The 19746-nt window shown below is 35.0% G+C and carries 17 protein-coding genes; 11 read left to right on the forward strand and 6 right to left on the reverse strand.

Annotated elements, in window-relative coordinates:
* The 6 genes from RM51_RS02265 to RM51_RS02290 form a co-directional block, all read right to left on the reverse strand.
* The gene (locus tag RM51_RS02265; protein WP_039364707.1) at positions 1 to 807 is read right to left on the reverse strand and encodes a lysophospholipid acyltransferase family protein; all 807 of its coding nucleotides are present in this window, start codon (positions 805 to 807) and stop codon (positions 1 to 3) included.
* Between the two features lie 27 nt (positions 808 to 834).
* Positions 835 to 1461, reverse strand: a complete 627-nt coding sequence (locus RM51_RS02270) for an NUDIX hydrolase (protein ID WP_039364709.1) — start codon at positions 1459 to 1461, stop codon at positions 835 to 837.
* 83 nt (positions 1462 to 1544) lie between these two features.
* Positions 1545 to 2015 (reverse strand): OsmC family protein, encoded by a 471-nt coding sequence (locus tag RM51_RS02275; protein ID WP_039364711.1) that lies wholly within the window; start codon positions 2013 to 2015, stop codon positions 1545 to 1547.
* A 66-nt stretch (positions 2016 to 2081) separates the two neighbouring features.
* Positions 2082 to 3641, reverse strand: coding sequence for an Rne/Rng family ribonuclease (locus RM51_RS02280; protein WP_039364713.1), 1560 nt, complete (start codon positions 3639 to 3641; stop codon positions 2082 to 2084).
* Positions 3642 to 4009: 368 nt separating this feature from the next.
* Positions 4010 to 4300 carry an HU family DNA-binding protein gene (locus tag RM51_RS02285; protein ID WP_002984212.1) on the reverse strand — a complete coding sequence of 97 codons (291 nt, stop codon included), beginning with the start codon at positions 4298 to 4300 and terminating at the stop codon, positions 4010 to 4012.
* 138 nt (positions 4301 to 4438) lie between these two features.
* On the reverse strand, positions 4439 to 5041 hold the full coding sequence (locus RM51_RS02290; protein ID WP_228375765.1) for a response regulator transcription factor: 603 nt from the start codon (positions 5039 to 5041) through the stop codon (positions 4439 to 4441).
* Between the two features lie 239 nt (positions 5042 to 5280).
* Here RM51_RS02290 and tssO point away from each other — a divergent pair, with 239 nt between their 5' ends.
* The 11 genes from tssO (at position 5281) to tssD (RM51_RS02345) (ending at position 19339) form a co-directional block, all read left to right on the forward strand.
* Positions 5281 to 5817 carry a type VI secretion system TssO gene (gene tssO, locus RM51_RS02295; protein WP_039364725.1) on the forward strand — a complete coding sequence of 179 codons (537 nt, stop codon included), beginning with the start codon at positions 5281 to 5283 and terminating at the stop codon, positions 5815 to 5817.
* Between the two features lie 10 nt (positions 5818 to 5827).
* Entirely contained in the window at positions 5828 to 6358 is a 531-nt protein-coding gene (locus RM51_RS02300; RefSeq protein ID WP_039364728.1) for a type VI secretion system transmembrane protein TssO, read from the forward strand.
* 56 nt (positions 6359 to 6414) lie between these two features.
* Complete coding sequence (locus tag RM51_RS02305; RefSeq protein WP_039364729.1) at positions 6415 to 7323, forward strand: PKD domain-containing protein; 909 nt, start codon at positions 6415 to 6417, stop codon at positions 7321 to 7323.
* A 50-nt stretch (positions 7324 to 7373) separates the two neighbouring features.
* Positions 7374 to 9773, forward strand: a complete 2400-nt coding sequence (gene tssR, locus RM51_RS02310) for a type VI secretion system protein TssR domain-containing protein (RefSeq protein WP_039364731.1) — start codon at positions 7374 to 7376, stop codon at positions 9771 to 9773.
* A gap of 224 nt (positions 9774 to 9997) precedes the next feature.
* Entirely contained in the window at positions 9998 to 10402 is a 405-nt protein-coding gene (tssD, locus tag RM51_RS02315) for a type VI secretion system tube protein TssD (protein ID WP_039364733.1), read from the forward strand.
* A 160-nt stretch (positions 10403 to 10562) separates the two neighbouring features.
* Positions 10563 to 12497, forward strand: a complete 1935-nt coding sequence (locus RM51_RS02320; RefSeq protein ID WP_039364734.1) for a type VI secretion system Vgr family protein — start codon at positions 10563 to 10565, stop codon at positions 12495 to 12497.
* 2 nt (positions 12498 to 12499) lie between these two features.
* On the forward strand, positions 12500 to 14176 hold the full coding sequence (locus tag RM51_RS02325; RefSeq protein ID WP_052248357.1) for a T6SS phospholipase effector Tle1-like catalytic domain-containing protein: 1677 nt from the start codon (positions 12500 to 12502) through the stop codon (positions 14174 to 14176).
* 61 nt (positions 14177 to 14237) lie between these two features.
* A complete protein-coding gene (locus RM51_RS02330) occupies positions 14238 to 15230 on the forward strand; it encodes a DUF2931 family protein (protein ID WP_228375766.1) in 993 nt (330 codons plus the stop codon).
* A 119-nt stretch (positions 15231 to 15349) separates the two neighbouring features.
* Positions 15350 to 17845, forward strand: coding sequence for an ATP-dependent Clp protease ATP-binding subunit (locus RM51_RS02335; RefSeq protein WP_039364738.1), 2496 nt, complete (start codon positions 15350 to 15352; stop codon positions 17843 to 17845).
* Between the two features lie 46 nt (positions 17846 to 17891).
* Complete coding sequence (locus tag RM51_RS02340) at positions 17892 to 18746, forward strand: lytic transglycosylase domain-containing protein (protein WP_039364740.1); 855 nt, start codon at positions 17892 to 17894, stop codon at positions 18744 to 18746.
* A gap of 188 nt (positions 18747 to 18934) precedes the next feature.
* A complete protein-coding gene (tssD, locus tag RM51_RS02345) occupies positions 18935 to 19339 on the forward strand; it encodes a type VI secretion system tube protein TssD (RefSeq protein WP_039364742.1) in 405 nt (134 codons plus the stop codon).
* Positions 19340 to 19746: the final 407 nt, after the last annotated feature.

Genomic DNA, 19746 nt, shown 5'->3' on the forward strand with positions numbered 1-19746 from the left:
TTAATTTGTAGAATTGTTTTGTTCCTGCTTTTTAGCTTTAAGTTCTTGATCATAGCTGTGCAGTACATTGAAATCTTCCGTCTGCTCAATCGCGGTCATGATTTTTACTAAAATTTCCTGTGCATTTTCCTTATCGTAGTCAATATCCAGAGGAGCTTTAAATTCCATGGTAGGTTTTACCCCTGTTACTTTTACTCTCAGTCCTTTTTTGTCAAAAGCGCGTCTGAATCCGTTTATTTTGATAGGAATTACAAGAGGGCGTTGATTTTTTATCAATTTAGCAGTTCCTTTTCTTCCCTGTGCAAATGCAGAAGTAGTCCCTTGAGGAAAGGTTGCCACCCATCCGTTGTCGAGTGCTTTCATGATATTATCAATTTCACTCATATCAACCATTCTGTTGACATTTTTACCTTCTGCTCTCCAGGTTCTTTTTACTGTAACGGCACCTGCAATTTTGAAAATCTTAGGAAGAATTCCTTTATTCATGGTTTCCTCAGCAGCAACGTAATAAAAATCGATTTTAGGATTCAATAAATAGATAGGATTTTTAATGGTATTTAAATATCCGTTATTTACCGCACAAAAAGCGTGGTACATTGCGGCTACATCAGCAAAATAGGTTTGGTGATTAGACACAAACAATACGTTTGAATCCGGAAGATCTACAAGATGTTCAGTACCTGTTATTTTTAATTTATTAAAGCCGTTGAATCTTCTATAGGATACAAATCCCAGAATAAATATAATTAACCTTTTTAAAAAATAAGGTGTACCGAATGCATCGGTGAAAATGTTTTTCTTCGCCATCTCTCAATTAAACACGGTATTGCAAAGTTACATTTTTTTCAGCAACTGGCTGAATTCGCTTAATATCATAGCTGTAGCCCCCCAAATGATATATCCGTTGAAGTTAATTACAGGAACTTCATGATCTCCTGCGCTCGGTAAAGACATAATTTCCGGCTGATCGGGAAGATTCAAAAAAGAAACGATAGGGAATTCGATAACTTCTACAGCTTCCGTTTGTTGCAAGATAAAATCCGGATTTTTTTTAGTGTATGAAATGTACGGATATACATAAAAATTACTTGGTGGAATGTAAATAGGGGACATTTCCCGAATAATTCTCACATAATTTTTTTCAATTCCTATTTCTTCTGATGTTTCTCTTACTGCCGTTTCAGAAAAATCCTGATCCATTTCCTCACGTTTTCCTCCGGGTAAAGAAATTTGACCGCTATGTCTGTCGTGCTCATTAATCGTTCTTTGAATGAGTGGAAAATACCATTCATTGTCTTTTAAATATAACACGATATTAACGGCCGCAAACTTCGGGTTTTTGGATAAAACTTCTTCGTAAGTGAAAACAGGACGATAGGGTGGGGAAAAAACTCCATGGGCATGTTCTCCCGGTAAGGTTACATCTTTTATTTTTCGTAATAAATCTTTTCCAAAACTCATACATCAAATTTAGGAATATATCTTGAAGAAAAGAATAGGCTTAACATTAATTAACCAAGATTTGCATTATTCAATGGGTGATTTTAAATTCTTATTACAACTTTTGAGACGTGTTTTACAGGGAAATTAACCGAATTGGCAATGAAGCAAAATTCGTTGGCTTTTTGATGAAGTTCTTCAGCTTTTTCAATTTGGGTTTCATCAGTGATCGTAACAACAGGATTTAAAATGACTTCTGTAAATCGACCACTTCCCGTGGCTGTTTCTTCCATAATTCCTGTAGCATTGTCAATATAATCGGTAACGATAATTCCAGTTTCAGAACAAAAATGTAGATACCAAAGCATGTGACATGAGGATAGGGAAGAGAGTAGCATTTCCTCCGGATTGTATTTTGTTTTGTCACCACGAAATGCAGGATCGGAAGAACCTTCAATTATTGGTTTGTTTTCTACTGAAATAGTATGGCTCCTTTCGTAATCACGATAATTGCTCGTTCCGGAACCTTTATTTCCTGTCCATTCAATGGTGGTTTTGTAGTGATGGTGTTTCATTTTTATTTTGATTAAAGTAAATAAACAAAAAAACCTCCAGAAAAACTAGAGGTTTTGAATTTTGTATTAATTAGAATATCCAACCAATTCTTCTTTTTTTGAATTGTAAATTCTGTATTCTAAATATTTAAAAGAATCTCTTGGGATGATGGCTACTTTCTTTTTGTATTTTAAAAACCATTTCATCTGAATGCTCATGAGGCCTTTCGTAAGATAAGCTTCCACAAAAGGATGTACATGAAGGAATATTTTTCCTTTTTCCTTTTGCATGATAGATTTCAGAGCTTCACCCATTCTTTCTACAATAACAATCGGAGCGATGATTTCTCCGTCTTTGTTAGGGTTTTCTTCTTTGGTTTCGATCTGTTTTTCCGGACGGTTTCTTTGTCGGGTAATTTGTATCAGACCAAATTTACTTGGGGGAAGAATTTTATGACGTGCTTTATCACGTTTCATTTCTTCTTTTAGATGTTCATACAGATCTCTTCTGTGTTCAGGATTCGTCATGTCGATAAAATCAATGACGATGATTCCGCCCATGTCGCGTAGACGAAGCTGTCTTGCGATCTCTGTGGCTGCCATTTTGTTTACGTTCAGGGCATGTTCTTTGTTTACAGCGGCTCCTGTTGTAATATTGTTTCCTGAGTTTACATCAACTACGTGTAATGCTTCGGTGTGTTCTATAACGAGATAAGCTCCTTTAGAACTTGGAATATTTACATGTTTTCCGAAACTTTGTTTCAGTTGTTTTTCAACATTGTAATACTCGAGAAGAGGGATGTGAGAGTCGTAAAACTGGACGATATTCTTTCTTTCCGGAGCAATTACCTCCAGATAGTTTTTCATTTCGCTTACCATTTGTTCATCATCACAAATAATACTTACGAAATCCTGATTGAAATTGTCTCTTAATATAGCTGAAGCTTTGTCGTCTTCGCTTAAAACTCTTGACGGAACTTTATTTTTTTGAATATTTTTAAAAGTGCTTTCCCATTTCTGAATCAGCTGATTCATGTCATTGTGTAGGTCTGCCACTTTTTTTCCTTCGGCTACGGTTCTTATGATGACACCGAAACCTTCGGGTTTTATACTCTCAATAAGGGTTCTTAGTCTTTCTTTTTCCTCAGCACTTTTTACTTTTTTGGAAATCGAAACCTTATTGTCGAAAGGAATGAGAACCAAAAAACGTCCTGTTAAGGAAATTTGTGTAGAAATTCTAGGTCCTTTTGTTGAGATGGGTTCTTTGGTAATCTGTAGCAGAACAACGTCGTCTTTGGCGATGACTTTGTCTACCGTTCCGTTTTTGTCAATTTCGGGTTGTATCTCGAAATTTTTTAAGCTTGAAGTACCTTGTTTTTTGGAAATGGTATCTCGTAAAAACTTCCTGTAGGTAAGGTATTGTGGTCCTAAATCCTGATAATGCAGAAAGGCATCCTTTTCGTATCCTATATTTACGAATGCTGCATTTAGGTTGGGAGCCAGTTTTTTTACTTTTCCAATAAATAAATCTCCAACTATAAAATCACTCTTGTCCTCTTGCTCATGAAGTTCACATAGTCTTCCGTCTTCCAGCAGTGCAATCTTTGTAAGATCATCTTCATGCGAAACTATTAGTTCTTTCTTCATTTTGTTAAGATAAAATTGTTAAGATTTACAAAGGGTATATGTTTTTATTATCAAATTAATAATATTTTTAAATATAAGAATTAGTTGTTAATATTATTCTGTTTTGATGAAAAATAAAATAAAACATACATAGATCCTAAGAAATCTTATAGGGTTCAAAACAAAATATAGTCGGTGAATATTAAAATATTAAAAACACCAACTATATTATTATATTGTGAATCTCGAGAAAAAGAGATTATTTTTTCTTATGTCTGTTTGCTCTTCTTCTTTTCTTTCTTTTGTGAGTTGCAACCTTGTGTCTTTTTCTTTTCTTTCCGCTTGGCATAATTTTAATTTTTAGTAACTAGTTAATATTCCGTTAAATTTTATTTTACTGCAACTTTGGTTTTTACTTTCTCAACAAAAGATTTTGAAGGTTTGAAAGCAGGAATGTTATGAGCCGGGATTTCAATTGCAGTGTTCTTAGAAATGTTTCTACCCGTTTTAGCAGCTCTTGTTTTAATAATGAAAGAACCAAAACCTCTTAAGTAAACATTGTCTCCATTGTACATAGAAGTTCTAATCTCCTGCATAAAAGCTTCTACAACTTTCTGTGTTTCATTCTTTTCTGTTCCCAATTTATTTGAGATGGTGTTTACCAATTCTGCCTTTGTCATTTCCTTTTTAAATTTTAAATTTTAGGTGTGCAAATTTAGTTAAAAAAATTGAATACTAGCAAATTAGTGGTAAAATATTTTTAGATAGTTGATTGGATTTGTATGTTTATTTTGTGTTACTATTATATTAAGATCGCTTTATGTACTGGAATTGTAGTATCCATTTTCTACGCAAAACCTGATCAAGTGGAGCTTAGTCTTAAGTCCCAGCTTTTCTGTGAGCCTATTGATATAGGTATCAATGGTTCTCGTACTCAGATTAAGTTTTTCGCCAATTTCTTTATTACTGAAGCCTTCATAACAAAATTTCATGAGCTGAATTTCTGTAGGAGAAAGCTCTTCCTGACTCTTCTTTTGCCGGGTCATATATTCCTGTACCAAAAGAGGCTGCTTTTGCCATTCTTTATAGTAAGAATCATAATCAAAATTGTTGTCGGATATCCTTCCTTTTACAATATTCTTGATGATATTGCTGTTTTTCTGGCAGTAATAAATATTAGGAATCTTAGAAAGGATGTCGGCAATATCTTCCTGATAAGTCCCGGAATACGTGATAATCGGAGTTTCATTATTGTTTCTCCGGATAAATTTGATAGCTTCTATTCCGCTCAGTACAGGCATGAATAGTTCTATAATGAAAACGTCTTCCTGCCGCCTATACGTTCTGTTGATAAGCTCATGACCATTGTTGCAGTCATTGATAAGCATGTTGAAAGGCGTTTCCAAAAGCGTTTTGATCATTATTTTTTTAAAATAAAAATCACTGTCTGCTATTGAGAAGCGAACTCTTTTATTTAGGATTTGGTTCATTTTAATATTTCAATATCGATTTGGTGTAGATATTTAAAATTTAAGAGGTCTAATTTATAAAATTCTGACGAAACAGAAAATTAATATTCTCCAATTAGTGATTATGGGGAATAATTTTTGTGTATTTTTAATTTTTTTAATAATTTCACCGTCCAAACAAATCACAAAATATGTCTTCGAATAGGGAGAAAAAATTGAACCAATCTGACGTAAGGATAGGCATTTGGAAATTTGTTCTATCTTTTTTAGTCTTATCAGGCGTTTCTTTTATGTCTGTCTTCTTCTTTTTTAAAAGCTATAATCAGCAAGAGGAGGGGATAAGCAAGGAGATTGCCTCCTATCGTGAGTTACTTGAACGAAGTGACGTATTAAAAACCCATGTAGATAGTATTTATTATAAAATGGACCAGCTTGACATCAACAAGGTGGACAATGATATATTTCTTAGGAACTCTATATTAGAGAACGTAAGAGATGCCAGAAATATTATGGGAAAAGATAGTGCCGATAACTTTAAGCATTACGCAATTCTTATGAAACAGATCGGAAGCATGATCGATCTGAAAAATCAAATCATCATCGTAGAACATCAAAAAGAAATGGCTCGTAGGGATATTGAAGAATGTCTGGGTAAAGTAGGAAGAGCAAATGATGAACTGAGAATAGACCCTACCAGAAAATTTACAGGAAGTAGAAGACGAAGATAAAAAAAGAACTATGCAAGGACATATTACATTATCTAAAACAGAAAAACAGTATCAGTTCCTTTATCTTATACTGATGCTTGTGGCTGCCCTTATATTTTTAGGAGTTATCTTTTTAAAAGATTTTCAGTCTCCTTTTTCAGACGAAGATGTTATTTCAATTCAAAACCTTGAAGAGAAAGCAAGATTCGATCAGAAACAGAAATACAGCTACAAAATAATGGACAGTACCTACAATCAGATTAATCGTCTGACTAATGAAATGCCACAACCTTTTGTAGAAAACAGTATCATATACGGAATTAATGATATTACCAATTATTATGAAAGCGGAGATACTAAAGTACTTGATATAAGAAAAGATGCCTATCCGCAAATAGCCCTTTTTTACAAAATGTACTTTGATGACAAAAAAACGATTGCTACGGTAACGGAAGATATTGAGAAGTTTAAAAAACAGTTTGATGACTGTTCTATTGGATTTAAAGAAAAGAAAAGTCAATTATTTCAGCGTAACAATGAATTGAAAGCGAGGACGCAGTAATACTTCGCAACACCACCCAAACACCCAAAACCAAAAACACATCACAATATTAAAATATGAACTATTTTGAAAAGAACAAGAAGAATATTATCATTGGAGTTATTGCCACTTTACTTATAGCCGCATTGGTTGCATTATGGCTACAGAAAAAAGTAATCCACTCAAATGATGATATCGTAGGACTAGTGTACCCGTCTACACTTATGGTAGGAGATACTCTTTTATTTGAAGATAAAACTCAGTTTGCTAAGACCAAAAGATGGAGTTTCGGAGACGGGGCAACTTCTGATAAAAATAGCGGTATTCACTTTTACAATAAACCGGGATATTATCAGGTAACTTTAATTATTGATAGTAAATATTCAAAATCATTCCCGGTAATGGTGCGATCAAGAGAAGTTGCCAAGCCAAAAGATACGGCAAAAATCCGTACAACGATTGATGCTCAATCACAGGCAATGGTCTTTGAAAACGTACAGTTCCGTGCGATTTCTGAGGCTAAACAATTTACATGGAAGTTTGGTGAAACAGGAAACATCGATTCTAAAGAAAAATTTGCAACGTACTCTTATAAAAAACCGGGAGATTATGTGGTGACTTTATTTACGGATGAAAGTATAGAACCAATCATTCACCATATTAAAATTCTTCAGGGTTATGATGCTTTGCAAGAAGATGTAACAGTAGAAGATGCTTACGCGAAAATGGATAATGATTTTAAGTATCATTTGCAGCAAATTGCTAATGGCAGCAGTTTCAATACCCATTACAACTATTTATTAAGAAAATACCTTTGTAATAACGAAAATACGGTAGTAAAAGTTAACGATAGCAAGGCTAATAATTTTTATATGTACTGTGCAGGTCTTCAGTTTGATAAAAATAATGTAATCCAGACTGTAAAAGTAAATTTTGATGATGCGCAATCTTGTGTAACCAAAGTTGATATTACCCAAAGTAAATAATCGTTCATTTCTAAGAACAACACAACACCAATCATAAAAGAAAAATTAGGATGAAAAATAAATTTCCTCTAGCAGCATATTATATAGGTATTTCGGTATTGCTTACGAGTTGTCAGGTAAAGCTACCCTCAAAAAAAACACCTGAACCTGAGCATTATGGTCAGGTAGACAATTCTCCCGTTATCAATGGATTTCCAAAAAAATCAGCTCCGTGGATTGTGATTTCCGACAGATCAAGAAATACGGCGTATTTAGATAAAAGTGACGAAAAATCATACAAAGAAGTTAAGTTTTTAGAACCGCTTATGGTTTTGAAACACAGAGACGGAATGGTAAAAGTAGCGGAATACGTTCCGGATGCATTAATGAAAAAAGTTTCGTCAAAAACCATCAAAACTTACGGCTGGATTCCGGAATCTGAACTCTTATTGTGGAGTAATTCTTTAAAAAGCGAGAAAACAGGATATCCTGTAAGAGTCGCTGTAGTTCCAAGTAATAGCGATGTGATAAGAAGTGCCGAAAGATATTATAAAAATGATTCCATTATGGTTTTCAATTCACCGAGCTTAATTGAGCAGGCAAATGTGAAAATCCCGAACGGACAAATGGTATATGTCTACAAACAGGCAGAAAATAACAAGCGATTTTTAGTAGGAAAAAAGCCTTCTATTGATATTGACAGCATCAATCAAGGATTGTATGGATGGGTAAGCTCAAACGTGATTTCAGCTTGGGGAGAAAGATCAGCGATTAAAATGAAAAACCCTACAGGTGTTACAGAAACAACGTTGGGAATTCATGAAGGATCTCCGGGAGGATCTAATGTAGAAAACAGAACGGCAATTTTGCTTACGGATGTTAACAAAAGAACTCCACTGGAGAACATTTTCCCGGTTACTTTAGCTTTGGATACTGCTCCGACTCCCGATTCCAAAACAAAATATTTTACCAATATTTTGGACTACAGCAAAAACTATGTTTTCAATGTGCTAGGAGAGCGTATCATTTTTGATCGTTATAGAGAAATTACGGAAAGAAATAAAAAAATAAATATTGTTTTTGCATTAGACATAAGTGCTTCTAACGCGCCTTATGCTCCAATTGTAAAATCATTATTACAGGATCTGCAACTTAGATTTGAAAAACCGTCTTACTTCAATTCTGTAAAATATGGTGTTGTTTTGTATAAAAACAATTCTTGTGGTGACAATGTAGCTACTTCAAACTTAAGCACTGATTATAGCAAGATAACCACGTTTATTGATCAGAAAACCAATGAAATGAACTGTCCTAGTGTGAGCAGTTATCAACCGGTTAATGAAGGATTAATGGCGGCAGGTCGTCTTTTGGGAGACCGTCCGGATGAAACCAATATTGTCATCACGATCGGAACTTCATCCAATCAGGGAGGAAATATGTATGGAGTGATCAACTCTCTTACTCAGGCGCAGGCAAGGCTGATTATGTTCCAGACAAGTGCAAGATCATCGGATACTTACAATGATTTTGTTTTGATGTCTGAAAATGTAGTCACAAATACAGCTAAAAATATTGCAGAGCTTAAAAAGCAAAACATTATTAATCAAAGTGATGTACTTACCAGAAATAATTTTAGTCTGGTAGAAAGTGAAACAGGATTTTTCTCATTAGACTATCCGAAACAGAGTATGTCTCAAGGATTCGTTATTTTTCCTAAAAAAGGAGACATTGCTACACCGGGATATTTGAAAAAAGCTGTAGACAGTTTAATTGCTCAGGTAACTTTAGATAATGAAACCATAGATAAATCTCTTAATGATCATTTCCACTCATCAGTAGGAGCAGGAAGAACAGATGTAGATGTGAAGTACAAATATCTGTATCCGGGATTAACGAATCCTGTTTCAGCTGGTATTGCAGCGCAATTGGTAAACTATGGAAATCCGTTTTTGGTGAAAGGATATATCCCTTCAGAATTGAAAGAATTTAAGCAGGGAATGGAAAAAGGAATTCTGATTTCCGAAGCGGAATATGACAATTTGAAAGCTTTCTATACCGAAGTATATCAGAAAACCAATGCCGAAAGAACCGATTTCAAGCAGTCAAAAGCAATCAATGAATATGTGAAGCTTTTGAAAAAATACAATCCAACCATTAAATTTTTAGATAAATCAGATTTGTATGAAAAACCGATGTCTTATGTGGTAGGGGTGAGTACAGGTTTTGATAATTCTGAAGAAGAAATGATGTCAAAATACAATTTAAAAGCTTGGAAAAAATCTAACATTATCATCAACGAATCGGTGAGAACGTATTTTAAATACTATAAAGATTTAGCAGAAAGAATGTTGACGTATAGAAATAATCCTGCGGTGAAAATTCAGCAGAACGGACAAACTTTCTATTGGCTTAATGAATACTTTATGCCGACCATGCTTCCGGTAGATGCTCCGGAATATACGAAGCATTAAAAAATCATTAATTATAAATCAAAGACTGTCTCTAATGGCAGTCTTTTTTTGTGTAACTCATCTGAAAAACAAAAGCTTGTCGTAGAATTACGACATAAAATAGTAGAACTACTACAAAAAATGAAAAAAGAAGATAAATGTTTTTAAGATAAAAAATGCCGCTTTATATTTGTTTTACAATCACAGAGTTATAAAATATTATTAACGATTAAAATTTACAAACCATGGCACTAAATTCAAGAGGAATTTTAAAATTCAACGGAGGAGAAGGACAAAAATTATTAAAGCTGAACTACAGCGTATCAAGATCTACAGACGTTTCTGGTAGAGTAGCTTCAGACCCTTCTAACGCAATTATTAAACTTACCGTAGAAGCAACAGAAAAATCTGATATTCTGGAAAGCTTACTGAACGGAAAATACAAACCGACAAGTGGCGAAATTACATTCAACAAATCTCACGAAGAAGGAACATTGATTACTTTGAACTGGGAAAACGGATATGTAATTCAGCACGAAGTAGATTTTGATGCCGTAGACGAAAACTCTATGTATGTAAGCTTCATCGTAAGTGCAGAAAAAATCAATTATGGTAATTCTGCGTATGAAGGACTTTGGCCATCAGCTTAAGAGTAGAATCAGAATTCACAACATAAAGACTGTCCACATAAAGACGGTCTTTTTTGCCTGAAACAATCTTTATTAAAGTTTTTTAATATGCTAAAAATGCTTTAATAGAAACTTAGTTTGGATATTTTTTTTATCTTTAACTTACCACAATCACAAAATTATGTCAACTACATCTGAAAATACGCAAGAAGCGTATTTCCGTCCTACCCAAAATGCGGATGGAGTATCGGGTAACCATCATTCGGGGATCAACCGACTGGTGAAATTATCTCTGGTCATTGAAGGTCAGGTGATTAAATACTATAAATATTTTAAACTTACACAGAGTGCAATTCGTCATCATGAGTTTGCTCTTACTTTATCACACGATACTTTTGGCAACCGTCAATCCCATGCTTTGGAAGATGTCAATAAGCTCTTGGGAAAACGTCTGACAGCGGTTATTTCCTATAAAGATATTGAAAATAGCCCTGAAAGAACTTTTGTGGGAGTGATTACAGGAGTAGGATTCAGCCAAGAGAAAATGAGTTTGGGGAATATTGTTCTAACAGGACATAGCCCGACTGTTTTACTCGATGGCGCCCCTCATATCCAGAGCTTTGGAGGAAGTCAGCCTGTAAATATGGGTATCATAGCCGATAATATCATCAAACAAGGATTGGATAAAAGTAAGTTTGATGTAAGAATCGATACCAATGATTATTCTCAGATTATTTACAGCAGCCAATATAATGAGACCCACTACAATTATTTGGCAAGAATGGCTGAAGCTTATGGTGAACAGTTCTATTATGACGGCGAAGTTCTGCATTTCGGAAAACTCCCTCCACAGAATAAACCTATAAAATTACTGTATGGAAGCAATGCGGATAATATTAAAGTAGAATTAAAAGCAGTTCATACAAAGCCTGAATTCTATGGGTATAACAGCAGCCGCCACGAAAAATTAACTTCCGGAACTACACCAATAACCCATACCAGTGATCTGGCAAAAACAGCATACGGACATAACGATTCGATCTATAAAACTCCTGCATTACAAATAGCTCCTATTAAAGCTTCTACCCATCTTGATGTAGAGCATTCCCAAAGAAGTACTTCAGGAAGTGAAGCCGTAAATGTATTTTCTTTATCGGGTTCTACCACTGTACCATTTCTTCACCCGGGATGTATTGCAGACATTCAAATGAGAAAACCTGATACTAATGAAACTTCTTATTTCACCAAAATCATGATTACTGAAACAGTTCATGAGATTGACACGATTGGTCATTATACCGGAAGTTTTACAGGAATAGCTTCAGATACCGGATTTTTACCGAAACCTGAATTTTCTGCCCCAAAAGCAGAACCTCAAACTGCCACTGTGATTTCAAATACAGATCCAGAGGGACAAGGCAGAGTACAGGTAAGATTTGACTGGCAGACCAATGACACGACTCATTTTATCAGAATGATGAGTCCTGATGCCGGAGGAACAGATAGAATTACGCAAAACAGAGGATATGTGGCGATCCCGGAAGTTGGAGATCAAGTGATGGTGAATTTTGTACACAATCATCCCGACAGACCTTTTGTAATGGGTGGAATGTTCCATGGGCAGGTTGGTCTTGGAGGTGGAGCAGACAATAGAGTAAAATCAATTCAGACCAGAAGCGGTCATAAAGTAGTATTTACAGAAGATGAAAGCATCATTATTACCGATAAATCAGGAAATGAAATCCATTTAGATACTACAGGAAGTAATATTACCATTACGGCTCCGGAAACCATGACGCTGAATTGCCGAAATATGAATATCAATGTTGGAGAAAATATGAATACCAATGTGGGGATGAATAAATCAGACACCATCATGGCAAATCATACCGAAAGTGTAGGTTCAATGAAATATCTGACGACAGGTGCAGATTTTATGACCAATGTTGTCGGAAAAATGAGTCATTACGTGAAAGGCGATATGGAAGTGTATGGAGAGAAAGAACATAAATTGACCAGCCTTAAAGGGGTGGAAGTAAGCAGTCAGGGAAAGGTAGAACATCATGCTGAAAAAGAAGTGCAGAACAATAGTGGCGAGAAATCTAAAAATCACTAATCATGAGCATCGAATACTTTGTAGAAGGGAAGGTCGTCACGCAGACGGGAGGAGATTATAAAACCTATGCCAAAGAAGGCATAGTTCATAATAGTGCTCTATCCGTTCAGCAAAAAGGAAAAGAAACGGGAGTCAGTTATAGTGAAGCTCAAAAAATCCATCCCAACGATAAACCTGTTAACACGATTGATGTCAGTTTAAACTTATTTTTTGACGGAACCCAAAATAATAAATCGAATACAAGGCTTGGTGGAGATTTCAAAGAAGCAAGCAGTGATAAAGATGATAGCTACAACAACGAGTTTACCAACGTTGCTAAAGGTTATGATACAATAGATCCTAATGCTGATAATCAGGTTTCCTGGTATATAGAAGGTATCGGAACAGAAGATAAGAAGAGTGACAGTATTCTAAAAGGAGTCGCTCAGGGAACCGGTGACACCGGAGTCGTTGCAAAAGTGGCAAAAGGCTGTAAAAAAGGAGCCGAAGCTATTGTTGATAAGCTGAAAGGAAGTACTAAACCCATTGATATTCTTACAGTCAATGTTTTTGGCTTTAGTAGAGGGGCAACAGCAGCGAGACATTTCATTCATGTCGCTAACTCCAAAGCACTTATGTCATATGTTACCAGAGAAATCATTCAGGTTTTTCCGCCGGATATGATTAATAATGATAGGATTATTATTAAAGATAAAGACGGAACCCAGCAGAAATTTATCAATCAATACGGCTATTTTGGAGCCTGTCTTTTAGAACAGGGGCTTAAAGTAAATAAAATAAAATTCAGATTCGCAGGCTTGTATGATACCGTTGCTTCCTACGGATTGAATCACAGAGGAGGTTGGGGGATTGATAATGATACCAAGCAATTAGGGCTCGATACGATTGGAGGAGGCAAAGTGAATTTTGTTTTCCAATTAGCTGCAGATGATGAATATAGAGATAATTTTGATTTAACGAATATTGACAGTACAGGACTGTACGGATTAGAATTTACTCTTCCGGGTGTCCATTCCGATATTGGAGGTTCTTATGGGGAAGGACAGGAAATTTCTGTTTTGTATTGTGATTCTTATGACGCTTATGATAACGTAAATACCCACAAAGAATGTGAGGAATTTAAAAAAATTGTGGTAGAAGAAGGTTGGTATAACGAAAAGCAACTTGAAATTAAATATTTCAGACAAAAAGAAGTGAATTATGATAGATGGTGGAACAAAGCATCACTGTATTATGGCTTGGTGGGAACACGGGATTTATCTAACAAATATGATAAAATTCCGTTAAATTTAATGTTTCACTATTCCAAAGATAATGACGTGAAATATATTGAGGATTTAATTACGGAAGATCATGCTATAAATGATTCATTTCTGAAAGGAATTTACGGTCAGCTGGCTTCATATATGAATAGTTGTAATAATCTTAGAAACCAATATGTGGATGATTACAATGCAGGGAAAAAACCTTCCGCATCAAAATATATAGCGGACATAAAAGCACTTTCTTATTTGGGAAATATTGGCGAAAATGATCTGAAAACCCTCAGAAATAAGTATCTTCACTGGTCTGTAAAGGCCAACCAAATAGGTCTGGATGCACGTCCGAATGATAATGCTCCCAAAACAAGAGGTGCACTTGCTGCACAATATCGAAAAAGAAACATACAAAATGGCTAAAACCTTTTTTAAAATACTATTTTTTTTAATCCTCTTTTTCCAGAATATAAGCTGTCAGAAAATGAAAGAAGAAAAGTTAACAGAATTTCAGGTAGAAATTAGCAGCCCGAATAATAATATGATCGTGACTCCTGTTGAAGATAAAATCATCACGTTAGAAGGAACGTCTGCGGCATTACCTTATGGGAGCTCATCAGGAACTTGGGGGACTTCAGGGAAAGGCTGGACAGAGCAATACGGAACTCCGATTGGGGCAGATATTACTTATTTTTCAAGATATGAAGATACTTTCTACCATCTGAAAGCAGATTTTCCGCTGGATAAAGTAAAAGAATATATGCAGCGAGCCTATGCTCAGAAAGAAGCTTTTCTTTATGACAAACCTTTGGAAGAATATAAAGACTTGGGAAGAGGCGAAAAGTTCAGTGAAGCAGAAAATCCATATAACAGTTTTTCAACATTGGTTTTTGGTTTTGCACCGAAAGGGATGGTCGTTGTTTGGCTGAGATTCCGAAGTGTACAGATAGAATTGGGAAAATTTCAGGCGGAAATCATTAAAGAGGATAAAGATCTTGAAAAGAAATTTTTCTCTAAATTATCCGTTACTCGCGAAGAAATGAAGAAAAATAGATTCCAGGATATTTCTCCGAAAGAATGGGAAGATTACAGAATTAAGTACAGTTGGAAACCAGTTATTTCATCCGAAAATAAAACTCTGAGAAGATTTGAAATGAATATTATCTATTTTAATGGAGAAGCAGAAGCTGTATTACGACCTTGGATTGACAATGTTCCGTTAAAAGAGAGAGCAGTTCCAAAAGAAATTGCCATGTATTGGGAAACCGGTAAAGGAGAAGCTTTTGAAGGACGTGCTTTCTTTAATTGGGAAACTGCCAATGAAGTATTTAAGAAAACAGGGGGAAAACAACAGTTAGAATTCAAAATAGCAGCAGATAACAGTAATTTTGAGCTGCTGTTAAATAATGAACCTTTGAAAGCAGACAGTTTACGCGTTTATAAAAGTGAGGTAAAGTATAAAGACTCTTATAAATAGTAAACAATTTTTAAATATATGACAAGATAAAATGATTAGACAAAGAAGATTTGCCTAATTTTTGCTGTTAAACACCAACCAATCACAAACACAGATTATTAATATAGAAAAGAACATAAATGGGAGTACTAGTAACCAATGAAACAGTAAAACAACTGTTTCACATTGCACAGTCTATAGCGAGAGAAAATTATAACGGGACATATGGTGCGCCACACATCTTACAGGCTTTGATGCATAAAGATATTGGGCTGAATGAGTTTTTGAAAAGTATAGATAAAGATCCGGGTTATTTCTACGAATGGGCCGATGTAAGAATTGAAGATTACCCGAAAACAACACACCTTCCTGATGAGGTTGGTGAAGACGATTTTGTAGATAATATTATAGAAGAAGCAGATGATATTCGTTTAAAATTAGGATTAGACGAGATTACTCCAATATGTATTCTTACGGCTATTGTAAAACCGCAGGTTGCGTTTACTTTGCAGCAACTAAAATCTTTACCTCTTAGAGAACATGAGATTTTCAATTTATACAGAAAAGATACCCCATACGAAAGTTCAGAAAGCGGAGATTTCTCTTCCATTTTTTCAAACGGATCTGACTATTCAGATAATTCCTTCCCGTCTATTAAAAGTTACTGCGTCGACAGAACGGCTCAGGCGAGAAAAGGCGAGTTGGAAAACATTATCGGAAGAGATAAAGAACTCAGAATGTTGGTTGAAATTCTATGCCGAAGAAGCAAACCGAATGTAATTATTATTGGTGAGCCTGGAGTCGGTAAAACAGCTTTAGTCGAAGGTTTTGCCATTGAAATTACAAGAGGAAATGTTCCTGATATGCTGAAAAACGGAACTCTTTTAGAACTCGACACCGGAGCTTTATTAGCAGGAACTTCTTACAAAGGAGAGATTGAAGATCGATTGAAAAAAGTAATCAATGAATGCAAAAAGATTGAAAAAGCCATTCTTTTTATTGATGAAATTCATACCCTTTTAGATCCCAAAGGAAGCATAGGAAACGTTGCTAATTTGCTTAAACCTGAATTAGCAAGAGGGGAAATCACCGTAATCGGAGCGACAACTCAGGAAGAATACAGAAAAATCATCGAGCCGGAACAGGCTTTCAACCGTCGTTTTGAAGTGTTGACCGTAAATGAACCTGACGAAAAAACATGCGTTAAAATGATTGACGTTTTGTTAGAAGGTTATAAAAAACACCACGGAATTGAAGTTGAAAAAACAGCACTTCCTGAATGCGTTCGTTTAGCAAAAAGATATGCAAAAGGTAAAAAATTACCCGATGCGGCTATCGATTTGTTAGACAGGACAATGGCGGCCATCAAAATGCTTGATGAACTTTCAGAAAAAGAACTGGAAAGTTGGAAAATCAGATACAACGAAATTCTACAAGAAGAATTTTTTGATGAAAAAGACAAAGCAGATGAGCTGATCTGGACGTATAATTTATTAAGAGATAAAATCAGTCCGATTTTATGGGGATCTCTAAGTGAGCAACCTCAAATTGATAATTCGATGCCGGTAGATCAGATTCAGAAAATTATAGAAGATACCTACGCAGAACTTTTGCAACACGCCTCAGTAAAAAGAGAAAAAGTGGACCGTTTGGAATTGGCGGCGGTAATGGCAGCTAAAACAAACATTCCGATTGGGAAAATTCAGGCTCAGGAAAAAGAGAAACTATTAAATATGGAGTCTCTTTTAATGAACAGGGTTGTAGGACAAGATCATGCATTAAAAATCCTTTCAGATGCCATTGTTGAAAACCGAAGCGGACTAAACAAACCGGGACAGCCAATTGGTTCGTTCTTCCTTCTAGGTCCTACCGGAACTGGAAAAACAGAGCTTGCAAAATCTATGGCAGAATTGCTTTTCAACGATGAAAAAGCAATGGTTCGTTTCGATATGTCAGAATTTAAAGAAGAACATTCAGCGGCACTTTTATACGGTGCGCCTCCGGGATATGTCGGATATGAAGAAGGAGGAATGTTGGTAAATAAAATCAGACAACAACCTTACACCGTAGTTTTATTTGATGAAATTGAAAAAGCCCATCATTCTGTTTTTGATGTCTTTTTACAGATCATGGACGAAGGAAAAGTTCACGATAAGCTTGGTAAAGAAGGGGATTTTAGCAATGCCTTAATTTTATTCACCTCCAACATCGGAAGTGAAGAAATTGTAAAGCAATTTGAAGAAGGAGTTATTCCGGAATCAAAATCATTAATGCAGATCATGTCAAATTCAGGACGTTTCAGACCGGAATTTTTGGCGAGAATCACAGAAATTATTCCTTTTGCACCGATTACAGAATCTATTGCTGAGAGAATTTTTACTATTCAATTAAAATCATTGCATTCTTCATTATCTCGACTGGGAATGACATTGAAGATTTCTGATGAAGCTGTTAAAAACTTAGCTTTAGGAGGATTTAGTAGCAAATATGGAGCGAGACAGATCTCAGGTGTTATAAGATCTCAGTTGGCAAGACCCATCTCAAAAATGATTGTAAGAGAAGAAGTAAAAACCGGTCAGACAATTCATGTAGGCTGGAATCAAGAAGAGGAAAAACTGAGCTGGAAAGTAGAATGATACTTAGAGTAAATTCTGTTTTTAGTAAAGATTAATTTGATACAAAATGAAAATAAATTTCAAAAATATTTTTACAGGTTTCCTGTTGTTAGGATCTGTCTGTTTTATGAATGGGCAGTTTCTTTCCGCTTCAGATACCTCGGAAAATAGCGTAAAGAGATACAAGAATATTATTAATGCCAATAAAGAGATTGTTGATTTTATTGAAAATTCCCTTGCACAAAAAGGATTACCGAAGCATTTGAGAAATCTGGCTTTAATAGAGTCGCATTTTAATAGAAATATCACTTCGGGAACGGGCGCAGTCGGAGTTTGGCAGTTTATGACCGCTCATGCCAACCAATATGGACTTTCTGAACAAAACCGGAATGATATTTATAAAAGTACAAAAACGGCGGTTGTATCCCTTTCCAATTTATATAAGAAATATAATAATTGGGTAACGGTAGTAGCTGCATACAATTGTGGTGAAGGAAATATAGCAAAAGCGATGTCTGCAGCAGGATCAACTCAATACCATGTTTTTTATAAATTCTTGCCGAATGAAACCATTAATCATGTTAAAAAATATTTGAATGCATGCTATGCTACAGATGAGTTGCAAAGTGTTTTGACGGATTATAACAATGCCCGTCTTAATACGGTTTTCTTTGCAAACGAAGGCAGCGGAAGAAATAATAGTTCTTTATCCGAAACTGAAATCAATGCAGGGTTTAACCTAAAAATCATTGCAGATGAGCTTAAAGTAGATATGAATAAAATCCTGGCATGGAATCCCGGAATAGAAGAAGAACTGCAAAACAAAGGAGAAAGTACTTTGTATCTTCCTATGGATTTGATGCCTGATTTTCTTTTGCGAAAGAATAAAATATTATCAAGATCTATAAAAGAAGTAAAATAGATATTAAATCGTAATATTTTGTTTTCGAGGTTTTTACATTGGAATCGTAGAATTACGACATCAAATCGTAGAATTACTACAAAATCTGAAAAAGCCTCGTTGTAATTTTTTTATTGATGAGTATGGTTTTATCTTTGAAATATCAAATCACCAAATCACGAAATATTAACGATTAAAATTTACAGATCATGGCACTAAATTCAAGAGGAATTTTAAAATTCAACGGAGGCGAAGGTCAAAAATTATTAAAGCTGAACTACAGCGTATCAAGATCTACAGACGTATCTGGTAGAGTAGCTTCAGACCCTTCTAACGCAATTATTAAACTTACCGTAGAAGCAACAGAAAAATCTGATATTCTGGAAAGCTTACTAAACGGAAAATACAAACCGACAAGTGGCGAAATTACATTCAACAAATCTCACGAAGAAGGAACATTGATTACTTTGAACTGGGAAAATGGATATGTAATTCAGCACGAAGTAGACTTTGATGCCGTAGACGAAAATTCTATGTATGTAAGCTTCATTGTAAGTGCAGAGAAAATCAATTATGGTAATTCTGCGTATGAAGGACTTTGGCCATCAAGCTAGTATCCATCAACTAATTTACTAAAAAATTAAACTGAAACAGGGTAGTCTGCCAAACAAGCAGATTATTCTGTTTTCATGCTATACAGATGTTTCAAGAGAGATGAAAAAAAATTGTAAAACATCTTGTGATTTTTTAGTTATTCAATTCATTTCTATTTAAAATAATCCATTTTGGTGTGATATATGCTTTGGAAATTTAAATAGAAACTGAATTCAAAAAATAATCAAATAAAACACAAAATATTATGTTTCAGGATAGTAAAACAACGAAAGCACAACATAATGTTGTAAAGCAGGAGAAGTTTTTAGATGAGGCTAAGAAGAATATACAGGATGCTAAAGAAAATGTACTGAAGAAAACGGATACCCAAAGTATGATGAATCAGATTTCCACTTCAGGTACATCT

Origin of the sequence: Chryseobacterium taiwanense (assembly GCF_000813825.1) — a bacterium.
Lineage (GTDB): Bacteria > Bacteroidota > Bacteroidia > Flavobacteriales > Weeksellaceae > Chryseobacterium > Chryseobacterium taiwanense.